The following is a 19871-nucleotide window of genomic DNA, read 5'->3' as shown; positions in this document are numbered from 1 at the left end:
GCGTTTCGGCGATCTAGCGACGAAGCCGGGTGGCATACGATGACCAAATTGGACTAAATCTGTGATCGTTTTTGCAATGTTTCGTGAGGCGTGCCGTGGAACGGCGCATGATCTCGCCGGGCTTCGTCGATGATGCGCTGCAATGCCTGCGCCGCCGCGGTATCGACGAAGCTCCGCTGCTGGCCCGCGCCGGCCTGCCCGCGGTGGTGCGCGAGCCGGTGTCGGCGGAGCGTTATGGGGCGCTGTGGCTCGCCATTGCCGCCACCATCGACGACGAATTCTTCGGCGAGGGGGCGCGGCCTATGCGCTCGGGCAGCTTCACCCTTCTGTGCCACGCCATCCTGTCGGCGGCGACGCTGGAACAGGCGCTGAAGCGGGCCCTGCGCTTCCTGCGCCTGGTCATGGACGATCCCTATGGGGAACTGGTGGTGGCTGATGGCCTCGCGCAGATCGTGCTGAAGGATGCGGGCGCGCCCCGCTCCGCCTTCGCTTACCGGACCTTCTGGATCATCGTGCACGGCATCACCTGCTGGCTGGTGGGCCGGCGCATCCCGTTGCGGCGGGTGGATTTCCGCTGCGGTCCGCCGGCCCATGGGGCGGATTACGGTCTGTTCTTCGGCGCGCCGGTGCGGTTCGGTCAGGCGGAGAGCGTGCTCGCCTTCGATGCGGATTTCCTGCGCCTGCCGGCGATCCGCAACGAGCGGGCGCTGCGCGATTTCCTGCGCCGGGCGCCGGCCAACATCCTGGTGCGCTACCGCCATGATGCCGGCCTGGTGGCCAAGGTGCGCGCCCGCCTGCGGGCGAGCCCGCCCGCCGCCTGGCCGAGCTTCGCCACCCTCGCCCGCCAGCTGCGCCTGCCGGAACCCACCCTGCGCCGCCGCCTGAGCGGCGAAGGACAGACCTATCGCGAGATCAAGGACGACCTGCGCCGGGCCATGGCGGTGGAGGAATTGCGGCACGGCGACCGCGACGTGGCGGAGCTGGCGGTGCATCTCGGCTTTTCCGAGCCGAGCGCCTTTCACCGCGCCTTCCGCAAATGGACCGGCAAAAGCCCCGGCGCCTACCGCCGCGATGCGCGGGCCGGGTGAGGCCGGTGGGTTTCGCGGTAGGGTGGGTTGCCGGCACAATCGTGGAACGCCGGCCTGGGACGGCCTCCGCCCCCGCGCCGCGCCGCACTCCCTCTCCCGCTTGCGGGGGAGGGCCGGGGAGGGGGCCGGAACGTCCGGTGTTGGCACGTAGCCGGGCCGGGCCGCGCCGGCGTCGGCCGGTTGGTGCGGATCGGGCCGTCGCGGACGAGGTGGCCGCTCTGGCGTGCTAACTCCGCCGGGCCGTTCCCCACCTGCGGCGTTGACAGATTTGACGCGGCGGCTCGCGCTCACTACCTCTGCCGTTCGTGCCGCACGCGGCGCGGCGTCCTTCGGAGGCCCCATTGTCCATCGTCGCCAGCATCCGCCAGTCCCTGGTGCCCATCCATCGCGAGGGGTACCCCTTCATCGCCATCGCGGTGGTGATCGCCCTCGGGCTGCTGTCGGTTTCGACCTTCTTCGGCATGATCGCCGTGGGGCTCGCCATCTGGACCGCGTTGTTCTTTCGCGATCCGCCGCGGGTGACGCCGGTGCGCGAGGGCCTCGTGATCGCCCCCGCCGATGGCCGCATCTCGCAGATCGGCCTCGCCCGCCCACCGCGGGAGCTGGACCTTTCCGACGAGCCGCTGCTGCGCGTCTCCATCTTCATGAACGTGTTCAACGTGCATGTGAACCGGGCGGCGGTGACTGGCCGCATTCTGCGCGTCGCCTACAAGCCCGGCATCTTCCTCAACGCCGATCTCGACAAGGCCAGCGAGGACAATGAGCGCAACGGCCTGGTGCTGGAAACCCGGGTGGGCACGCAGACCGTGCCGGTGGGCATCGTGCAGATTGCCGGGCTGATCGCCCGACGCATCGTGTGTTTCGTGCGCGAGGGCGAGGAGATCGGCGCCGGCGAGCGGTTCGGCCTCATCCGCTTCGGCTCGCGGGTGGATATCTATCTGCCGCCGGGCACCAAGGTTCAGGTGTCCGAGGGCCAGCTCACCACCGCCGGGGAAACCCTCATCTGCGATCTCGCCGCCCCCGCGCCGCGCGAGACCGCCTATCGGGTGAGCTGATGGCGCCGCTGTTTCCCCCGCTGGATCCCGAGGGGGGCCTGCGGCCCCGTTTCGTGCGCATCGGCAAGGTGCCGCTGCGGGTCATCCTGCCCAATCTCGTGACCCTGCTGGCTTTGTGCTCGGGCCTCACCGCCGTGCGCCTCGCCATTGAGGAGCGCATCGAGCTGGCGCTGGCCGCCATCGTGTTCGCGGCACTGCTGGACGGCATCGATGGCCGCCTCGCCCGGGCGCTGAAGGGCACCTCGCGCTTTGGGGCGGAGCTCGACAGCCTCGCCGATTTCGTGAATTTCGGCTGCGTGCCGGCGCTGATGCTCTATTTCTGGGGGCTGAACGAGGCCGGCTCATTCGGCTGGATTGCGGCGCTGGTCTATGCCATCTGCGCGGCCCTGCGCCTCGCCCGCTTCAACGTGATGCTGGATGACCCCGACAAGCCGGCCTTCGCCGCCGACTTCTTCACCGGCATCCCGGCGCCCGCCGGTGCCATCACCGTGCTGTTGCCGGTGTATCTGGAGCTGATCGGCGTGCCCCATGGCGGCATCAGCGCACCTCTGGCGCTCATCTACTGCCTCATCATCGGCTTTCTCATGATCTCCACGGTGCCGGCGTGGTCGGGCAAGACCATCGGCCGCCGCATCCGCCGCGACATGGTGCTGCCGCTGCTGGTGGTGGTGGCCATCTTCTTTGCCCTTCTGGCCAGCTATCCGTGGATCGTGCTGGCGGTGTGCTCCATCATCTATCTGGGCCTGCTGCCCATCTCCACCATCCGCTACCGTCGCCTGATGGCGGCCCACCGGGCGGAGCTGGCCGCTGCCGAGAGCGCGCCCCCCGCCGGCCAGGGCTGAGGGGTGGGCGGAGGCAGCCGGCGCTACGGACTATCCCGGATTCCGGCGGGTGCCGGACTCACGGTAGTTTGATCGCGTCATGTTGAACGCGACCGACATCCAGCCCGAAGGCGCCGTGGCACCCGCTCCTGTCCGCCGTCGCGCGCCCGCCGCCCGCGCCACCACGCGCACGGAGGAACTGCGGCTGCAGATCGCCGAGGACATCACCAGCGGTCGGTTGGTGCCTGGCACGGCGCTGGAAGAGGTGGAGATCGCCAAGCGCTACGGCGTTTCGCGCACTCCGGTCCGTGAGGCGCTGCGCAATCTGGCGGCCGCCGGGCTGGTGGAAGCGCGGCCCCATCGCAGCGCTTTGGTGGCGCACCCCACCATGGAACGGCTGCGTGGCATGTTCGACGTGATGGCCCAGCTGGAAGCCATGTGCGCCGGCTTGGCCGCCGTGCAGGCGACACCGGTGGAGCGGGCCGCCCTGGTACGGTTGCATGACGACCTTGCCAGCGCGATCCATGCCGGCGACGAGGAGCCGTGCAACGCCTTCGACGAGCGCTTTCACGCCACCGTCAATGCCGGCTGCCACAACGAGTATCTGGCCGAGCTCGCCACCGCGACCCGGGTGCGCCTGCGCCCCTTCCTGCGGGCGAAATACCGCTCCCTGGAGCGGCTCGCCGAATCCTATCGCGAGCACGACCGGGTGCTGACCGCCATCCTGCGCGGCGACCGGGCCGAGGCGGAAGCCGCCATGCGCGCCCATGTGCTGGCGACGCCGGCCATCGCTGCCACCCTCGTTTCGTAGCACGGTTATCCAAGGGGCCACACACCTAACGGGTCCGGTCCCCGTCCACTGCGGACGTCGGGACGCGGGTCGCGGCGGCTCGCCAGCGCCGCGATCTGAATGGTGATGTCCGATCACCGGCATCAAACCTCACTAGATCTAGTGGCATGGTGAGCGTGATGCGCTGCGGCCACAGTCGGCGGTGCGCTGTCTCATGCTGTGGATGACGGTGAAGATCGTCTGGCGCCGGCAAAGGACCGTTGAAGCCGCGAAAATCGCTCCAGGACTGGGGTTTTAAGGTTTTCTTAACGGGCTACAGGCACCATATGTTGTGGCGAAGGATGATTGCGCTACCAGATTAAGGCGAGAACATGTTTGACGTCTGGGGGGACTCGCACTAGCGTCCCTCCCCTGAGCGGCGAGCAATCCAGGCGATCGTGAGATCGGATGGACGGGTCGGCGTCATCCTCCATCGAGCAGTCCAAAGTCCGGGTCCGCGCCGCCGCGTCGGGCACGTCGTTGAGTCACGGCTGCTACATCTAGATGATATAATCTTCGGTCCGGGCTGGGACCGAGCGAAGGAGCACCGGTCATGCGCGTTGAACGTCGCTACACGCAGGAGGGCCGTTCCCCTTACGCGGATATTGAGTTCCGCGCGACCGTGAGCGAGATCAAGAATCCCGATGGTTCCGTGGTGTTCCGCCAGGACGGCATCGAGGTTCCCGCGCAGTTCTCGCAGGTGGCGAGCGACATCCTCGCGCAGAAGTATTTCCGCAAGGCCGGCGTGCCGGCGCGGCTGAAGAAGGTGGAAGAAAATACCGTTCCCGCCTTCCTGTGGCGCTCGGTGGCCGATGACGCCGCCCTCGCCGCTCTGCCGGAGAAGGAGCGCTATATCGGCGAGACCACGGCCCGCCAAGTGTTCGATCGTCTGGCCGGCACCTGGACCTATTGGGGCTGGAAGGGCGGCTATTTCGACACCGAGGCCGACGCCCAGGCGTTCTTCGACGAGCACCGCTACATGCTCGCCATGCAGATGGCCGCGCCCAATTCGCCCCAGTGGTTCAACACCGGCCTGTTCTGGGCTTACGGCATCGACGGGCCGGGTCAGGGCCACTTCTATGTGGATTTCGAGACCGGCGAGCTGAAGTCCTCCACCTCGGCCTATGAGCATCCCCAGCCCCACGCCTGCTTCATCCAGTCGGTGGGCGACGACCTTGTGAACGAGGGCGGCATCATGGACCTGTGGGTCCGCGAGGCGCGCCTGTTCAAGTATGGCTCCGGCACGGGCACCAATTTTTCGTCCCTGCGCGGCGAGGGCGAGCGCCTGTCCGGCGGTGGCCGCTCGTCCGGCCTCATGAGCTTCCTCAAGATCGGCGACCGCGCGGCGGGCGCCATCAAGTCCGGCGGCACCACCCGTCGCGCCGCCAAGATGGTGGTGGTGGACGCCGACCATCCGGATATCGAGAACTATGTGGAATGGAAGGTGCGCGAGGAGCAGAAAGTGTCTGCCCTTGTCACCGGCTCCAAGCTCAACGCCAAGCACCTCAAGGCCATTCTCAAGGCCTGCGTGAACTGCGAGGGCGTGGGCGACAGCTGCTATGATCCGGAGAAGAACCCGGCCCTCAAGCGCGAGATCAAGGCGGCCCGCAAATCGGCCATCGCCGATGCCGCCATCCGCCGGGTGATCCAGTTCGCCCGCCAGGGGTACAAGGACATCGACGTCGCCATCTACGATACCGATTGGGATGGCGAGGCCTATCTGACGGTGGCCGGCCAGAACTCCAACAATTCCGTGCGCGTCACCGACGGCTTCCTGCGCGCGGTGGAGGCCGACGGCGACTGGGATCTGATCCGCCGCACCGACGGCAAGGTGGCCAAGACCATCAAGGCCCGCGACCTGTGGGAGAAGATCGGCTCCGCCGCCTGGCATTGCGCCGATCCCGGCATCCAGTTCCACACCACCATCAACGACTGGCACACCTGCCCGGCGGGCGGCGACATCCGCGCTTCCAACCCGTGCTCGGAATACATGTTCCTGGACGACACGGCCTGCAATCTGGCTTCGCTCAACCTCCTGCAGTTCCGCGATGCGGCCAAGCAGTTCGATGTGGCGAGCTATGAGCATGCGGTGCGGCTGTGGACCATCGTGCTCGAAATCTCGGTGCTGATGGCGCAGTTCCCGTCTCGCCAGATCGCCGCGCTGTCCTATGAGTACCGCACCCTTGGCCTCGGCTACGCCAATATCGGCGGCCTTCTGATGTCGGGCGGCATTCCCTATGACTCGGCCGAGGGCCGGGCCATCTGCGGCGCGCTCACTGCGATCATGACGGGCGTGTGCTATGCGACCTCCGCCGAAATGGCCAAGCAGCTGGGCCCGTTCCCGGCCTATGGCGCCAATGCGGAGGCCATGCTGCGGGTGATCCGCAACCACCGCCGCGCCGCCTATGGCGAGGCGGAAGGCTATGAGGGCCTCGCCGTCAGCCCGGTGCCGCTCGATCGCGCCTCCTGCACGGACCAGCGCCTCGTCGCCCATGCGGCGGCGGCCTGGGATCGCGCCCTGGAGCTGGGCGAGCGCCACGGCTACCGCAATGCGCAGGTCTCGGTGATCGCCCCCACCGGCACCATCGGCCTGGTGATGGACTGCGACACCACCGGCATCGAGCCTGACTTCGCGCTGGTGAAGTTCAAGAAGCTGGCCGGCGGCGGCTACTTCAAGATCATCAACCGTGCGGTGCCGGAAGCGCTGCGGGCGCTCGGCTATGGCGAGGCGGAGATCGCCGAGATCGAGGCCTATGCGGTGGGTCACGGCTCGCTGGCCCAGGCCCCGGCCATCAACCATTCGACCCTGCGCGCCAAGGGCTTCGACGACGCGGCCATCACCAAGGTGGAAGCGGCGGTGAAGACCGCCTTCGACATCAAGTTCGCCTTCAACCGCTGGACCTTCGGCGAGGAGTTCCTGAAGGACGTGCTGAAGGTGCCGGCGGCGCAGCTGGCGGACCCCAAGTTCGACCTGTTGACCTTCCTCGGCTTCTCCAAGGCCGATATGGACGCCGCCAACATCCATGTGTGCGGCGCCATGACCCTGGAGGGTGCCCCGCACCTGAAGGTGGACCATCTGCCGGTGTTCGATTGCGCCTCTCCGTGCGGCCGCCTCGGCAAGCGCTATCTGTCGGTGGAAAGCCACATCCGCATGATGGCGGCGGCGCAGCCGTTCATTTCTGGCGCCATCTCCAAGACCATCAACATGCCCAACGAGGCGAGCGTGGAGGACTGCAAGGCGGCCTACCTGCTCTCCTGGCGCCTCGCGCTGAAGGCCAACGCGCTGTATCGCGACGGCTCCAAGCTCTCCCAGCCCCTCAACGCCCAGCTGGTGGCGGATGACGAGGACGAGGACGACGCGGTGGAGGCGGTGCTGGCGCAGCCGGCGGCGGCGCGCGCCACCGCGGTGGCGGAAAAGATCGTCGAGCGGGTGGTGGAGCGCATCGTCGAGCGCCCGGTCCATGCGCGCGACAAGATGCCTGACCGCCGCAAGGGCTACACCCAGAAGGCGCTGGTGGGCGGCCACAAGGTCTATCTGCGGACCGGCGAATATGACGACGGGCGGCTCGGCGAGATCTTCATCGACATGCACAAGGAGGGCGCTGCCCTCCGGTCGTTGCTGAACAATTTCGCCATCGCCATCTCGCTCGGCCTGCAGTATGGCGTGCCGCTTGACGAATATGTGGATGCCTTCACCTTCACCCGGTTCGAGCCGGCGGGGCCTGTGCAGGGCAACGACACCATCAAATATGCCACCTCGATCCTGGACTATGTGTTCCGCGAGCTGGCGGTGTCCTACCTCGGCCGCAACGACCTCGGCCATGTGGACCCCCACGACACCGGTTTCGACGCCCTGGGCAAGGGTGCGGACGAAGGCAAGGCACCGACCAACCCGGCGGCGCGTATCGTCTCCAAGGGGCTGGTGCGCGGCAAGACCGTGAACCTGCTGGCGGCGGCCCAGGCCATCATCGGCGAGCCGCGGGCGTCTACAGACAATGTCACCGTGCTGCGGGCCCGCAGCGAGGGCGCGACCGCGCTGAAGTCGGAGACCGCCGAGCTCAAGGCGCCGGAGGTTCAGGACGACGAGGACGATGCGCCGGTGGCCGAGATCGGCATCGAGACCACCCTGTCGTGGAGTCCGGCGGCCCGCAAGGCCGAGGCCCGCGCCGAAGCCCGAGCCAAGGGGTATGAAGGCGAGGCCTGCCCCGAGTGCATGAACTTCACCCTGGTGCGCAACGGCACCTGCCTGAAGTGCGACACCTGCGGCGCCACCACCGGCTGCAGCTGAGCGAGGGCGCTTCGAAGAGGACACTCAAGTTCGGAGCTAGGTATTAAATCAGCCCTCGGTCGTTGCACCGAGGGCTGTATGTCGGGGCCAAGCTCTTTTTTCGGGATGGTTGAGTCAGCGTTGTTTCGGCGTACTGAGGTCCGGGGTGAACAGGGCCAGGGTTCCACAGCGGGTCAGGCTGTTGGGGAGCCTGCCTCGAACGAGGAGGGATCGCCGTGTCGTTTTTGTCTGACGATGAGATTGAGAGGCGCGCTCTGGCTTTGCGGGAAGCGCTTCATATTAACCATCAGCTCAATCCCGACCTTATTACTTGTATTTTCAAGGCGAAGGCCGCAGGTTTCCTTAAGGGCTATCTGAAGAGCCCTGAGCTTGCTGAGGACGCTTCGTTCGACCCCGTTACGGGTATCCTCGCGATCCGTGACGACGTTTTTGAGGCTGCAAACCATGGTATGCCTCGGGCGCGCTTCACGGTTGCTCATGAACTTGGACACGTGACGCTTCGCCACGCACGCAAACGCTTTCGCGGGCCTCTCGCGCACCAGAAGCAAGAGATGGTTAGGACCATCCGTGGCGATGAGGTCCAAGCGGACAAATTCGCTGCAGCGTTTCTCACGCCATATCACCTCGCGAATATGTCTGCTGATATAACAAGTCAGGAATTGGCAGAGCGCTTCAATGTGAGTGTGGGGTGTGCTGAGGCTCGTCTTGATCCGCTTCATCGGCTACATCGCATCAAAAATGGAATTAAAAGGCCGTTGCCGGATGCTGTTGTTCAGTTCATGAACTCAACAGCGCCCAGGCGGTAACTACTCAGAGATGCGTTCTCGGAGCTCTCAAGTCGCTATAGATCTGTCTTGTTACTGAATATAAATTTAATGCGATAATTTCTTCGTGTTTCGCCGGATCAGCCGCGCAGGTGGGTGAGGATGTGGTGGGCCAGGGCCTCCGGCTGCTCCACGCAGGGGATGTGGGAGGCATCGGGGATGCGCGCGACGCGGGCGCCGGGAATGAGCGCGGCCAGGGCCTCGGCGGCGGCCGGTGGGGTGGAGGGGTCCTGTTCGCCCACCACCACCAGAGTGGGGGCGCGAATGTTGCGGTCGCCGGCGGCGAGGTCGGCGTCGCGCACGGCCATGGCGCAGCCGAGATAGCCCTCCAGGCTGGTGCGGGCCACCATGTTCACATAGCCGCGCACCACCTGCGGCACCCGCGCCCGGAAGCCATCGGTGAACCACCGGGCCATGACCCCGGGGGCGATGGCGGCCATGCCGTCCCGGCGGATGGCGACGATCCGCTCGTTCCACACCGAGGCCGGCCCGATCACCGCGGCGGTGTCGCACAGCACCAGGCGATCCACCCGCGGCGCGGCCGTCGCCGCCAGATGCTGGGCGATCATCCCGCCGATGGACAGGCCGCACACATGGGCCTTTTCGATGCCCAGGCCATCGAGCAGCGCCAGCGCATCACCGGCCAGTTCGGCGACGGTGTAGCCGGCGCTGTCGCCCGGCAGGGCGGTGGCATCGGAGAGGCCGTGTCCGCGTTTGTCATAGCGCAGCACGCGGAAGTGCCGGGTGAGGGCGGGCATCACCGGATCCCACACGGCAAGGCTGGTGCCCAGCGAGTTGGCGAGCAGCAGCGTCGGCGCGGTGGCGTCGCCGTCCAGGGCATAATGGGTGGTGAAGTCACCGGTGAGGAGAAAGGGCATCCCGAGGGCTCCGAGGGAAAGCAATCAGACGGTGGCGATGGGCGTCACAGGAGAACCCGCCGCCCCCGGCAGGCGCAAGGGGGGTGCCGTGAGCAGGAAGCGGCTGCGTCCGTTCTGGCGCAGGTGGGCGGCCAGATCCTGGAACCACCACAATTCGCCCAGCGGCAGGCCGAGCTTGAACAGGCAGTGGTGATGCAGCGGCATCACCGCGTGTTCCGCATCTACGGCGGGGCGCGCGGGCAGCGCCTCCACCGCGTAATTGTCGGCGGCAATGGCGGCGATGCCACTGTCGGTGATCCATTGGAGCAGCCCGGCATCCCGGCCGTCCAGCACGCAGCAGGCGCGGGCCAGCGCTTCCGGGTCTGGTGCGCCATCCATGCGCATCACCACCTCGGCGAAGCCGGTGCGCAGGCACAGGATGTCGCCGCGCTCCACCACCACGCCATCGGCCGCCAGCACCGCCTGGAGGTCGGCAAGACCCACCAGCCGCCGCGCCTCGCCGAAATGATGGGCGAGATCCACCAGCACCGCGCGGCCCTGAACGCCGTGCTCCGCGCTGGTCTCGATGCCGAGTCGGCCGGCGCCGAAGGTGAGGCCGCGGGCGGCCGCCTCGCGCGGGCTCAGAATGTCGGTGCCGGCGCGGAAGCCGTTGTAATAGACCGGCTCGGGCACGCCATCGCCGTCGGCGTCGAACATGGCGCCCACATGCACCAGCGCATCCCACTGGGTGGAATATTGCAGGGCGATCTCCACCTTGTCGTCGCACACCACGTCGAGCAGCCCGGCCTCGTCGTGGCACAGGCACTGGTTCCAGCGTGGCTTGTCGGCGGGGCCGGTGGGTGAGCGCACGGGCGGCCCCCGCCGCGGGTTGAGGGCCTTGCCGCCGGGCCGGTCGAGGGGCAGGCTGAGGCAGAAGGTGCGCCCTTCGCGTACCTCGGCGATGCCCTGCAGCACCTTTTCCGGGGTGAGGAGATTGAGCCGGCCGAGCTGGTCGTCGGGGCCGAAATCACCCCAGTTGGACCCTGCCGGCCGCTGAGCCCAGCGGGGATTGGACGCCATCATATTTCCACCCTTGCTCGACCCTTCGATGCCTTCACACGGTACCTTTGCCGACGGTGATGCCACCGCACACGGGCAGCGTCTGCCCGGTGATGAAGCCCGCCGTCGCGCCGAGGAAAAAGGAGACCGCTTCCGCCACATCCTCCGGCGTGCCCATGCGGCCCACCGGAACGGCGGCGATGATGGCGCGGGTGCGCGGCGCATCAGGTGGGTTGGCGGCGGTGAACAGGGGGGTAGCGATGGGCCCGGGGGCCACCGCGTTCACGGTGATGCCGTCCGCTCCCAGCTCCAGTGCCCAGGTGCGGGTGGCGCCCAGCAGCCCGGCCTTGCTGGCGGCATAGGCGGTGCGCAGTTCCTTGCCATAGGCGGCCCGGCTCGACACGTTGACGATGCGGCCGAAGCCCGACGCGCGCATGCCCGGCAGCAGCGCCTGCGTGCACTGGATGGCGGTGCCCAGATTGAGCCGCATGACGGCGGTGAAATCGGCGCTGGTGGTGTCGTCGAGGAGCGCCGGGCGCACCATGCCCACGTTGTTGACGAGGCGGGTGATGGGGCCATCCCCCAGCGCTTCCGCCAGGGCGCCGGCGGTGGCGGCCTCGTCCATCATGTCCACGGCGATGAAACGGGCGGCGAGGGCCGCCGGTGGCGGCGCCCGATCGAGCACGATCACCGTGCGCCCGGCGGCGATCTCCCGCGTGGCCACGGCGAGGCCGATGCCGCCGGCGCCGCCAGTAACAAGGGTGCGTTCGATTTGGGTGCGTTCGGCGCTCATGGCGTCACCTGCGGCGGGGCTTCGTTCAAGTGGCAGACGCCATCCACATAGGCCTTGCGCCAGCGGTGGATCACCACCCGCTCGAACAGGCCGGCCTGATGGAATGGGTCGGCGGCGATGAACGCTTCGGCCTCGGCGCGGCGCTCCAGCGCCACCACATAGAGCCCGCCGCCGGCGGCGTTGCCCGCCTCGTCCAGCTTGGCGCCGCAGGCGATCAGCAGATGCTTGTGGGCGTCGAGGAAGGCGAGGTGGGCGTCGCGGGTGGCGGCCCGCAGGTCCAGGGTGTCGGGGCGGTCGAAGGTCTCGATCATGTAGGGCATCAGGTGGTCCTCATGGCGCCTGGATAGCGATGCCGGCGCGCTGGCGTAGGGTGTCGAGATCGAGGCCCGGCGCCAGTTGGCGGAGGCTGAAGCCCGCCTCGGTCACGTCCAGCACCGCATGGTCGGTATAGACGCGGGAGACGCAGCCAAGGCCCGTCAGGGGATAGGAGCAGCGCTGCACCAGCTTGGACACGCCGGTCTTGGTGAGCATCTCCATCATCACGAACACCTGCCGCGCGCCCACCGCCAGATCCATGGCGCCGCCCACGGCGGGGATGGCGTTGGGGTCATTGGTGGCCCAATTGGCGAGGTCGCCGTTTTCCGCCACCTGGAAGGCGCCGAGAATGGCGATGTCGAGATGGCCGCCGCGCATCATGGTGAAGGAGGTGACGTGATCGAAAATGGCGCCGCCGGGCAGCAGCGTCACCGGCTGCTTGCCGGCGTTGATGAGGTCCCAGTCGATGGCGTTGGGCCCGGGCTTCGGCCCCATGCCGATGAGGCCGTTCTCGCTCTGCAGCAGGATTTCCTTGTCCTCGGGCAGGCAGTCGGCCACCAGCTCGGGCATGCCGATGCCGATGTTCACCACCGCTCCTTCTGGGATGTCGGCGGCGATGCGTTGGGCCATTTCGATGCGCGTCCAGGGCTTGAAGTCCGTTGCTGCGCTGCTCATTGGGCGGCTCCCGTGCCGATGGCGACCACGCGGTCCACGAAGGCGCCGGGGGTGACGATGGCTTCCGGATCCAGGCTGCCGAGGGGGACGATGTCTTCCACCTGGGCGATGGTGATCCGCGCGGCGGTGGCCATTACCGGGCCGAAATTGCGCGCGGTCTTGCGATACACGAGGTTGCCCCAGCGATCGCCCTGATGGGCCTTGATGAGGGCGTAGTCGGCGCGGATGGGATATTCGAGCACATACTGGCGCCCGTCGATCTCCCGCGTCTCCTTACCGGCGGCAATGGGGGTGCCGAAGCCGGTGGGGGTGAAGAAGGCGCCGATGCCGGCGCCGCCCGCCCGCAGCCGTTCCACCAGATTGCCCTGGGGCACCAGCTCCAGCTCCACCTTGCCCGAGCGGTAGAGCTCATCGAACACGAACGAGTCGGCCTGGCGGGGGAAGGAGCAGACCATCTTGCGCACCAGCCCGGCGGCGAGCAGAGCGGCGAGGCCCTTGGTGCCGTTGCCGGCGTTGTTGGACACGATGGTGAGGTCGCGCGGCGCCTTGGCGATCAGCGCGTCAATCAGCTCATGGGGCATGCCCGCCCCGCCGAACCCACCCACCAGGATGGTGGCGCCATCGGCAATGTCGGTCACGCAGCTCGCGGTATCGGCTCGGGTCTTGTCGATCATGGCGGCGCCGCTCCTCAAATGGCGGAGGGATGGCGCGCCAAAGCGGTCACGCGGATATCCATGAAGGGGAACAGGGGCAGTGACGAGAGGATCGTGTGCAGCTCGTCCACGCTCTCCACGTCGAAGACGGAGATGTTGGCGTAGCGGCCGGCGACCCGCCACAGATGCACCCACTTGCCCTGCCGCTGCAGGTCCTGCGCATAGGCCTTTTCGCGCGCCTTGATGGCGTCCGCCTCGGCCGCCGGGAGGTCGTGGGGAATGCGCACCTCCATTTCCACGTGGAACAGCATGCTCTGTGCCTCTTCGCTTTCTCAAAACGGGGCCGGCCACGTCCGCCGTGGCCGGCAATGTCGGCTTACTTCTTCACCAGCGCGCAGGTGCTTTCGCTGAGGGGCTGGAAGGCTTCATCGCCGGGGATGACGCGGACGATGTCATAGAAGTCCCAGGGGCCCTTGGAGGCGGCGGGGGTCTTCACCTTGGCCAGGAACATGTCATGGACCATGCGGCCGTCCTCGCGGATCTTGCCGTTCTTGGCGAACATGTCGTTGATGGGCAATTCGCGCATCTTGGCCACCACCTTGGCGCCCTCGTCGGTGCCGGCGGCCTCGGCGGCCCGGAGATAGTGCAGCACCGAGGAATAGACGCCGGCATGCACCATGGTGGGCATCTTGCCGCCCATGCGGGCTGCGAAGCGCTTGGAGAAGGCGCGGGTGTCGTCGTCGTGGTCCCAATAGAAGCCGGTGGTCAGCACCATGCCTTGCGCGGCATCGAGGCCCACCGAATTGATGTCGGTGAGGAACAGCAGCAGGGCGGCCAGGGTCTGCCCGCTCTGGGTGATGCCGAACTCGCGCGCCTGCTTGATGGTGTTGATGGTGTCGGCGCCGGCATTGGCCATGCCGATGATCTGCGCGCCGGACGCCTGCGCCTGCAGCAGGAAGGAGGAGATGTCGGTGGAGCCGAACGGATGGCTCACCGAGCCCTTCACGGTGCCGCCCTTCTCCTTCACGATCTTGGCCACCTGCTTTTCCAGGTCATGGCCGAAGGTATAGTCGGCGGTGATGAAGTACCAGGTCTTGTAGCCCTCGTTGGCCAAAGCATTGCCGGTGCCGGCGGCCAGCGAATAGACGTCGTAGGTCCAGTGCAGGCCGGTGGGGGAGCAGGCCTTGTTGGTGAGCGCCATGGAGGCGGCGCCGGAATTGATGTCGACCTTGCCCTTCTCTTTCGCCACCTCACGCACGGCGAGGGCGGCCACCGAGCCGTTGATATCGAAGATGGCGTCCACATTCTCCGTGTCGTACCAGCGCCGCGCGGTGGCGGAGGCGATATCCGCCTTGTTCTGGTGGTCGGCGGACACGAGCTCCACCGGCTTGCCATGGATGGGCTTGCCGAAATCCTCGATGGCCATCTTGGCGGCCTCGACCGAGCCCTGGCCAGCGAGGTCCGAATAGGCGCCGGACATGTCGGTCAACACGCCGATCTTGACGCCATCACCGGCATATTGCGCGGCGGCGGGGGCGATCAGGGCGGCGCTGGCGAGCAGCGCGGCAGCGAGGGTGGTGGCGAGTTTGGTCTTCACGTTTCCTCCTCCTTGGTCGTTATGTGGTGGGGTCACACCCGCTCGATGACGAGGGCGATGCCCTGGCCGACGCCGATGCACATGGTGGCGAGGCCATAGCGGCCGCCGGTGCGCTGCAGGTGATGCACGGCCGTGCCCACCAGCCGTGCCCCGGACATGCCGAGGGGATGGCCCAGGGCGATGGCGCCGCCGTTGGGATTGACGTGGGCCGCATCATCGGGAAGCCCCAGCTCCGCCAATACCGCGCAGGCCTGCGCCGCGAACGCCTCGTTGAGCTCGATCACATCCATGTCGGAGAGCTTCAGGCCCACCCGTTCCAACACCTTGCGGGTGGCGGGGGCGGGGCCCATGCCCATGATGCGCGGCGGCACGCCGGCGGTGGCCATGCCGAGCACCCGCGCCTTGGGGGTCAGCCCGTGGCGCTCCACTGCCGCTGCCGAGGCGATGAGCAGCGCGGCGGCCCCGTCATTGACGCCCGAGGCGTTGCCGGCGGTCACGGAGCCGTCGGGCCGCACCACGCCCTTGAGGCGGGTCAGGTCCGCCAGGGTGGTGTCGGGCCGGGGGTGTTCATCCTGGGCGAAGGGCTTCGGGTCGCCCTTGCGCTGGGGCACCAGCACCGGAACGATCTCGTCGGCGAAGCGGCCGGCGGCCTGGGCGGCGGCGGTGCGGCGCTGACTTTCCAAAGCGAACGCATCCTGCCGCTGCCGGGAGATCTGGAAGTCGTCGGCGACGTTCTCCGCCGTCTCCGGCATGGAATCCACGCCGTGCATCGCCTTCATGCGCGGGTTCACGAAACGCCAGCCGATGGTGGTGTCCTCCACCTTGGCCGCGCGCGAGAAGGCGCTCTCCGCCTTGCCCATCACGAACGGCGCGCGGGTCATGCTCTCGACCCCGCCGGCGATGAGCAGATCAGCATCGCCGGCGCGAATGGCGCGGGCGGCACTGCCCACCGCATCCATGCCGGATCCGCACAGGCGGTTGATGGTGGCGCCCGGCACCTCGATGGGCAGGCCCGACAGCAGCGCCCCCATGCGGGCGACGTTGCGATTGTCCTCACCCGCCTGGTTGGCGCAGCCGAAGATCACATCGTCGATTTGGCTGGCGAGGGCCGTGGGGTCACCGCTTTGGCGCGCGGTCAGCGCCCGGATCACCAGCCCCGCCAGATCATCCGGCCGCACGCTGGCCAGGGCGCCGCTATAGCGGCCGATGGGCGTGCGGACGGCATCGCAAATGAAAGCGTCACCCATGACGGCTCCAGATTTGTGCGTATAACGAACATTTTCGGCGTCATGGGTAGCGACGCATCCGGCGTCTCGTCAACAGGAATGCATGCTGCGTGTGCGATGCTGCAAAGCAAAAACTGCAGAATGCGTTGTTATTGAAGTTGATGTGCCATTGTGAATCTGGATAGTGCAGTCGACTTGACAAGCGCGTGGCGTTGGATTTTTGTGCGCATCTCGAACTTATGTTTCGTCAATCGCACAAGAGGGCGCCATGGATGACACGCTGCTGGGTCCGGTTGCGATGGTCGGTGCGGGCAGCATGGGGCAGGGATGGGCGATCGTGTTCGCCCGCGCCGGCGCCGAGGTGCGCCTGTTCGATGCGGCGCCGCAGGTGCTGGACGCGGCGCGGCCGGCCATCGCCGCGCGGCTGGACGCCTTGGCCGCCCACGGGCTGCTGAACGAGCCGCCGCAACAGGTGATGGCGCGCATCACCTCGACCTCCGATCTCGAGGCCGCTTTGGCGGGTGTGCAGCATGTGCAGGAGAATGTGCCGGAGCAGCTGGAGCTGAAGCTGGAGCTGTTCCGCCGGCTCGATGCGTTGGCCCCAGCCGATGCGGTGCTCGCGAGCTCCACCTCCTCGCTGCCGGCCTCGGCGTTCGCGGACACGCTCGCGGGGCGGGCGCGCTGCCTCGTCGCCCACCCGGCCAACCCGCCGTTCCTGCTGCCGGTGGTGGAACTGGTGCCGGCGCCGTTCACCGCGCCGGAGGTGGTGGTGCGCACGCGGGCACGCATGGCGCGGGCCGGTCAGGTGCCGGTGGTGCTGCGCAGGGAGGTGGATGGCTTCATCTACAATCGCCTGCAGGGGGCGGTGCTGCGCGAGGCCTATTGGCTGCTCAAGGAAGGCATCGCCGACGTGGCCGGCATCGATGCGGTGATGACCGCCGGGCTCGGCTTGCGTTGGTCGGTGGTGGGGCCGTTCGAGACCGCCGATCTCAATTATCGCGGTGGCATCGCGGAGCATGCCCGCCGCATGGGCGAGCGCTATCGCGAGATGGGGGCGGCGCGCGGCCAGCCGGATGTATGGGACGACGCGCTGGTGGCCCGCGCCACCGCCGAACGCCGGGCGCTCCTGCCCCTCGACCAGTGGGACGAGCGGGTGGCCTGGCGCGATGCGCGGCTGATGGCGGCGCGGGCGGCTGGGCAGGGGGTGCCGGACTCCTATAATGCCGCCGGGGATGATTCCGCGGAGGACGCATGAGGAGCGAGGAGGCCGGCGAGGACAAGGACTATGTCCAATCCCTCGTGCGGGGCCTGGAGGTCATCCGCACCTTCAGCCAGTACAAGCCGCGGATGACCCTGAGCGAGGTGGCCCAGCATGCCGGCCTCACCCGCGCCGCGGCCCGGCGCTTCCTGCTCACGCTGGTGCGGGAGGGCTATGCGGAGACCGACGGCAAGTATTTCTCCTTGCGGCCGAAAGTGCTGGATCTCGGCTTCTCTTATCTCTCCTCTTTGCCCATGTGGGAGGTGGCCCAGCCGATCATGCGCGATGTGGTGAATGCGCTGCATGAATCCTGCTCCCTCTCGGTGCTGGACGGGCAGGACATCGTCTATGTGGCGCGGGTGCCCACCGAACGGGTGATGACCATCGGCCTGTCCATCGGCAGCCGCCTGCCGGCCTTCTGCAGCTCTATGGGCCGGGTGCTGCTGGCGGGCCTGCCGCCGACGGAGCTGGCGGTGTTCTTCGATCGCGTCAAGCTGGAGCGGCGCACCGAGCGCACTGTCGCCACCATGGTCGCCCTCAAGGATGCCATCGACACCACGCGCCGGCAGGGCTGGGCGCTGGTGGACCAGGAATTGGAGATGGGGCTGCGGTCCATCGCCGTGCCGGTGCGCAACCGGCGCTCGGAGGTGCTGGCGGCGCTGAACGTCAGCACCCATGAGGGGCGCAGCTCCCTGGAGGTCATGAAGACGCGCTTCCTGCCGGAGCTGCTCGACGCTGCCCAGCGCATTTCCGCCTCGCTGCCCCAATAGGGGTCAGCCGCCTGCGCACAGGCCGGCGGCGATCTTCTCGGCCATCATGATCACCGGAATATTGGTGTTGGCGGTGGGCAGCCGCGGCATGGCGGAAGCGTCGGCCACATACAGGTTGTCCGTGCCGATCACCCGCCCCGTGGGATCGAGCACCGCATCGGGATCATCCGGCGCGCCCAGGCGGCAGGTGCCGCTGGCGTGCCACACGCCGAAGGCGGCGCCGCGCACGAAGGCGGCGAGCTGGTCATCGTCGGCCATCAGCGTCGCGAGGGTGCCGCCGGCGGACATGAAGCGGCGGATGGCGGCCTGCCGCAGCGCCGCAGGCGCATCCAGCAGGGCGCCGATGAGCTCGGTGGCGAGCGCATTGACCGGCGACACCCGGCTCAACCGTTTCACGAACGGGGAGAAGGCGGCGGGGAACAGATCGCCGGGATCGGGATTGAGCGCCGGCGACAGCAGCAGCGGCACCAGCCGGCGCACCCCCGCCATCATCCGCGCCAGATCATCGGGATGGCTCAACAGGTTGAGGTCGGCCTGCGGATAGTGCGCCGGATCGGGCGAGAGCAGCCGCACCGTGCCGCTGGATTTCGGCCGGTTGCACCACAGGAAATAGAGGCCGAGCCGGCGTCCGAGGCCGTGCCAGCCGGCCCGCGCCGAGGCGGTGGCATACATGTCGGACGCTTCGCCGCCGGTGAGGCCGGAGGAGAAGCGCAGGGCGGCGAAGGCGGCGCGGCGGTAGCTCATGGGCAGCCGCAGGCGGGGCGGCAGATATTGGCAGAAGGTCAGGGTGGGGTGATCACGCAGGTTCTGGCCCACCCCGCGCCGCTCCACCTGCACGGGAATGCCGAGCGCGCTCAGCGCCGGCCCCGGCCCGATGCCGGCGCGCATCAGGATGGCCGGCGTCTGCAGCGCGCCGGCGGTCACCACCACCCGCGCCGCCTCGACCGTCACTGCCGCGCCCTCGCGCACCAGTTCGAGGCACCGCGCCCGTGGGCCCTCCATCGCCATCGTCTGCAGGCGCGTGCGCGGCCAGATGGCGAGGTTGGGGCGGGCGCGGGTGGCGGCATCGAGATAGGCGACGGCGGCGGACACCCGCCGGTCGTTCTCATTGTTGAAGGCGGGCGGGAACACGCCGTCCTCGAACATGCCGTTTTGGTCCTCCCGCCAGGGCAGGCCGCTGCCGGCCAGCGCCTGCGTGGCGGCTTGCGCGAACGGGGGCCATTCGGGCGGCAGGATGCGGCGGATGGGTAGGGGACCGTCGCTTCCATGCAGCGGGCCGTCGCAATCCAGGTCCCGTTCGAGCTTGCGGAAGAAGGGCAGCACCTCGTCCCAGCCCCAGCCGGTGGCGCCCAGCGCGGCCCATTCGTCGTAATCCCGCGGCAGCCCCCGGTTGGCCGATTGCACATTGATGGACGAGCCGCCCCCCATCACCCGGCCCTGCTCATAGGCCCGGCTGGCGCGGCTGCCGTCCGGGCGGCGGGTGGTGAAGGCGGAGAGGCCCGGCCAGATAAAGCGATCCCCATGGAACAGACCCATGGGATAGCTGTCGGCGATGGGCGCCGGCACTGCATCGGGCGGGGTGTCCTCGCCAGCCTCCACCAGCAGCACCCGGTGGCGGATGTCGGCGGAGAGGCGGTGCGCCAGCACACAGCCGGCGGAACCGCCGCCGATGATGACCGTATCGAAACTGGGAAGATTGGAAGACGCCATGGCGCGCCGGCTCCTGCGGCCCCGTGCGGGGCGCTGCGGGTGAGGGAAGGGCA

The 19871-nt window shown here is 68.0% G+C and carries 18 protein-coding genes; 8 read left to right on the top strand and 10 right to left on the bottom strand.

The window, feature by feature from the left end; genetic code table 11:
• The first annotated feature begins 95 nt into the window (after positions 1–95).
• The 6 genes from MEU52_RS07015 (at position 96) to MEU52_RS06990 (ending at position 8887) form a co-directional block, all read left to right on the top strand.
• A complete protein-coding gene (locus MEU52_RS07015; RefSeq protein WP_238120667.1) occupies positions 96–1088 on the top strand; it encodes an AraC family transcriptional regulator in 993 nt (330 codons plus the stop codon).
• 341 nt (positions 1089–1429) lie between these two features.
• Positions 1430–2143 carry a phosphatidylserine decarboxylase gene (locus tag MEU52_RS07010; RefSeq protein ID WP_238120668.1) on the top strand — a complete coding sequence of 238 codons (714 nt, stop codon included), beginning with the start codon at positions 1430–1432 and terminating at the stop codon, positions 2141–2143.
• Positions 2143–2985, top strand: a complete 843-nt coding sequence (gene pssA / locus MEU52_RS07005; RefSeq protein WP_238120669.1) for a CDP-diacylglycerol--serine O-phosphatidyltransferase — start codon at positions 2143–2145, stop codon at positions 2983–2985. The genes MEU52_RS07010 and pssA overlap by 1 nt, the downstream gene beginning before the upstream one ends.
• 79 nt (positions 2986–3064) lie before the next feature.
• The gene (locus MEU52_RS07000) at positions 3065–3775 is read left to right on the top strand and encodes a GntR family transcriptional regulator (RefSeq protein WP_238120670.1); all 711 of its coding nucleotides are present in this window, start codon (positions 3065–3067) and stop codon (positions 3773–3775) included.
• A gap of 571 nt (positions 3776–4346) precedes the next feature.
• Positions 4347–8081 carry a vitamin B12-dependent ribonucleotide reductase gene (locus tag MEU52_RS06995; protein WP_238120671.1) on the top strand — a complete coding sequence of 1245 codons (3735 nt, stop codon included), beginning with the start codon at positions 4347–4349 and terminating at the stop codon, positions 8079–8081.
• Between the two features lie 215 nt (positions 8082–8296).
• Complete coding sequence (locus tag MEU52_RS06990) at positions 8297–8887, top strand: ImmA/IrrE family metallo-endopeptidase (protein ID WP_238120672.1); 591 nt, start codon at positions 8297–8299, stop codon at positions 8885–8887.
• A gap of 98 nt (positions 8888–8985) precedes the next feature.
• On the opposite strand, the gene pcaD is transcribed toward MEU52_RS06990, so the two are convergent.
• From pcaD to pcaF, 9 genes are all read right to left on the bottom strand, one after another.
• A complete protein-coding gene (gene pcaD, locus MEU52_RS06985) occupies positions 8986–9783 on the bottom strand; it encodes a 3-oxoadipate enol-lactonase (RefSeq protein ID WP_238120673.1) in 798 nt (265 codons plus the stop codon).
• Between the two features lie 24 nt (positions 9784–9807).
• Complete coding sequence (locus MEU52_RS06980) at positions 9808–10842, bottom strand: cyclase family protein (RefSeq protein WP_238125009.1); 1035 nt, start codon at positions 10840–10842, stop codon at positions 9808–9810.
• A 34-nt stretch (positions 10843–10876) separates the two neighbouring features.
• A complete protein-coding gene (locus tag MEU52_RS06975) occupies positions 10877–11614 on the bottom strand; it encodes an SDR family NAD(P)-dependent oxidoreductase (protein WP_238120675.1) in 738 nt (245 codons plus the stop codon).
• Complete coding sequence (locus tag MEU52_RS06970; protein ID WP_238120676.1) at positions 11611–11934, bottom strand: YciI family protein; 324 nt, start codon at positions 11932–11934, stop codon at positions 11611–11613. The genes MEU52_RS06975 and MEU52_RS06970 overlap by 4 nt, the downstream gene beginning before the upstream one ends.
• Before the next feature lie 10 nt (positions 11935–11944).
• On the bottom strand, positions 11945–12604 hold the full coding sequence (locus MEU52_RS06965) for a 3-oxoacid CoA-transferase subunit B (RefSeq protein WP_238120677.1): 660 nt from the start codon (positions 12602–12604) through the stop codon (positions 11945–11947).
• The gene (locus MEU52_RS06960; RefSeq protein ID WP_443266378.1) at positions 12601–13275 is read right to left on the bottom strand and encodes a 3-oxoacid CoA-transferase subunit A; all 675 of its coding nucleotides are present in this window, start codon (positions 13273–13275) and stop codon (positions 12601–12603) included. The genes MEU52_RS06965 and MEU52_RS06960 overlap by 4 nt, the downstream gene beginning before the upstream one ends.
• 17 nt (positions 13276–13292) lie before the next feature.
• A complete protein-coding gene (catC, locus tag MEU52_RS06955; protein WP_238120679.1) occupies positions 13293–13568 on the bottom strand; it encodes a muconolactone Delta-isomerase in 276 nt (91 codons plus the stop codon).
• Between the two features lie 65 nt (positions 13569–13633).
• Positions 13634–14854 (bottom strand): ABC transporter substrate-binding protein, encoded by a 1221-nt coding sequence (locus tag MEU52_RS06950; protein WP_238120680.1) that lies wholly within the window; start codon positions 14852–14854, stop codon positions 13634–13636.
• A gap of 32 nt (positions 14855–14886) precedes the next feature.
• Complete coding sequence (gene pcaF / locus MEU52_RS06945) at positions 14887–16101, bottom strand: 3-oxoadipyl-CoA thiolase (RefSeq protein WP_238120681.1); 1215 nt, start codon at positions 16099–16101, stop codon at positions 14887–14889.
• A 247-nt stretch (positions 16102–16348) separates the two neighbouring features.
• Here pcaF and MEU52_RS06940 point away from each other — a divergent pair, with 247 nt between their 5' ends.
• The gene (locus MEU52_RS06940; protein WP_238120682.1) at positions 16349–17335 is read left to right on the top strand and encodes a 3-hydroxyacyl-CoA dehydrogenase; all 987 of its coding nucleotides are present in this window, start codon (positions 16349–16351) and stop codon (positions 17333–17335) included.
• The gene (locus tag MEU52_RS06935; protein WP_238120683.1) at positions 17332–18108 is read left to right on the top strand and encodes an IclR family transcriptional regulator; all 777 of its coding nucleotides are present in this window, start codon (positions 17332–17334) and stop codon (positions 18106–18108) included. Before MEU52_RS06940 ends, MEU52_RS06935 begins: the two co-directional genes overlap by 4 nt.
• A gap of 3 nt (positions 18109–18111) precedes the next feature.
• Here MEU52_RS06935 and MEU52_RS06930 read toward each other — a convergent pair whose 3' ends face one another.
• Positions 18112–19818, bottom strand: coding sequence for a GMC family oxidoreductase (locus MEU52_RS06930; protein WP_238120684.1), 1707 nt, complete (start codon positions 19816–19818; stop codon positions 18112–18114).
• Positions 19819–19871 lie beyond the last annotated feature (53 nt).

It is taken from the genome of Xanthobacter sp. NM-25, assembly GCF_022138605.1.
Lineage (GTDB): Bacteria > Pseudomonadota > Alphaproteobacteria > Rhizobiales > Xanthobacteraceae > Xanthobacter.
The sequence above is the reverse complement of the archived record's forward strand: the minus strand, read 5'-3'. Positions and strand labels throughout refer to the sequence as shown.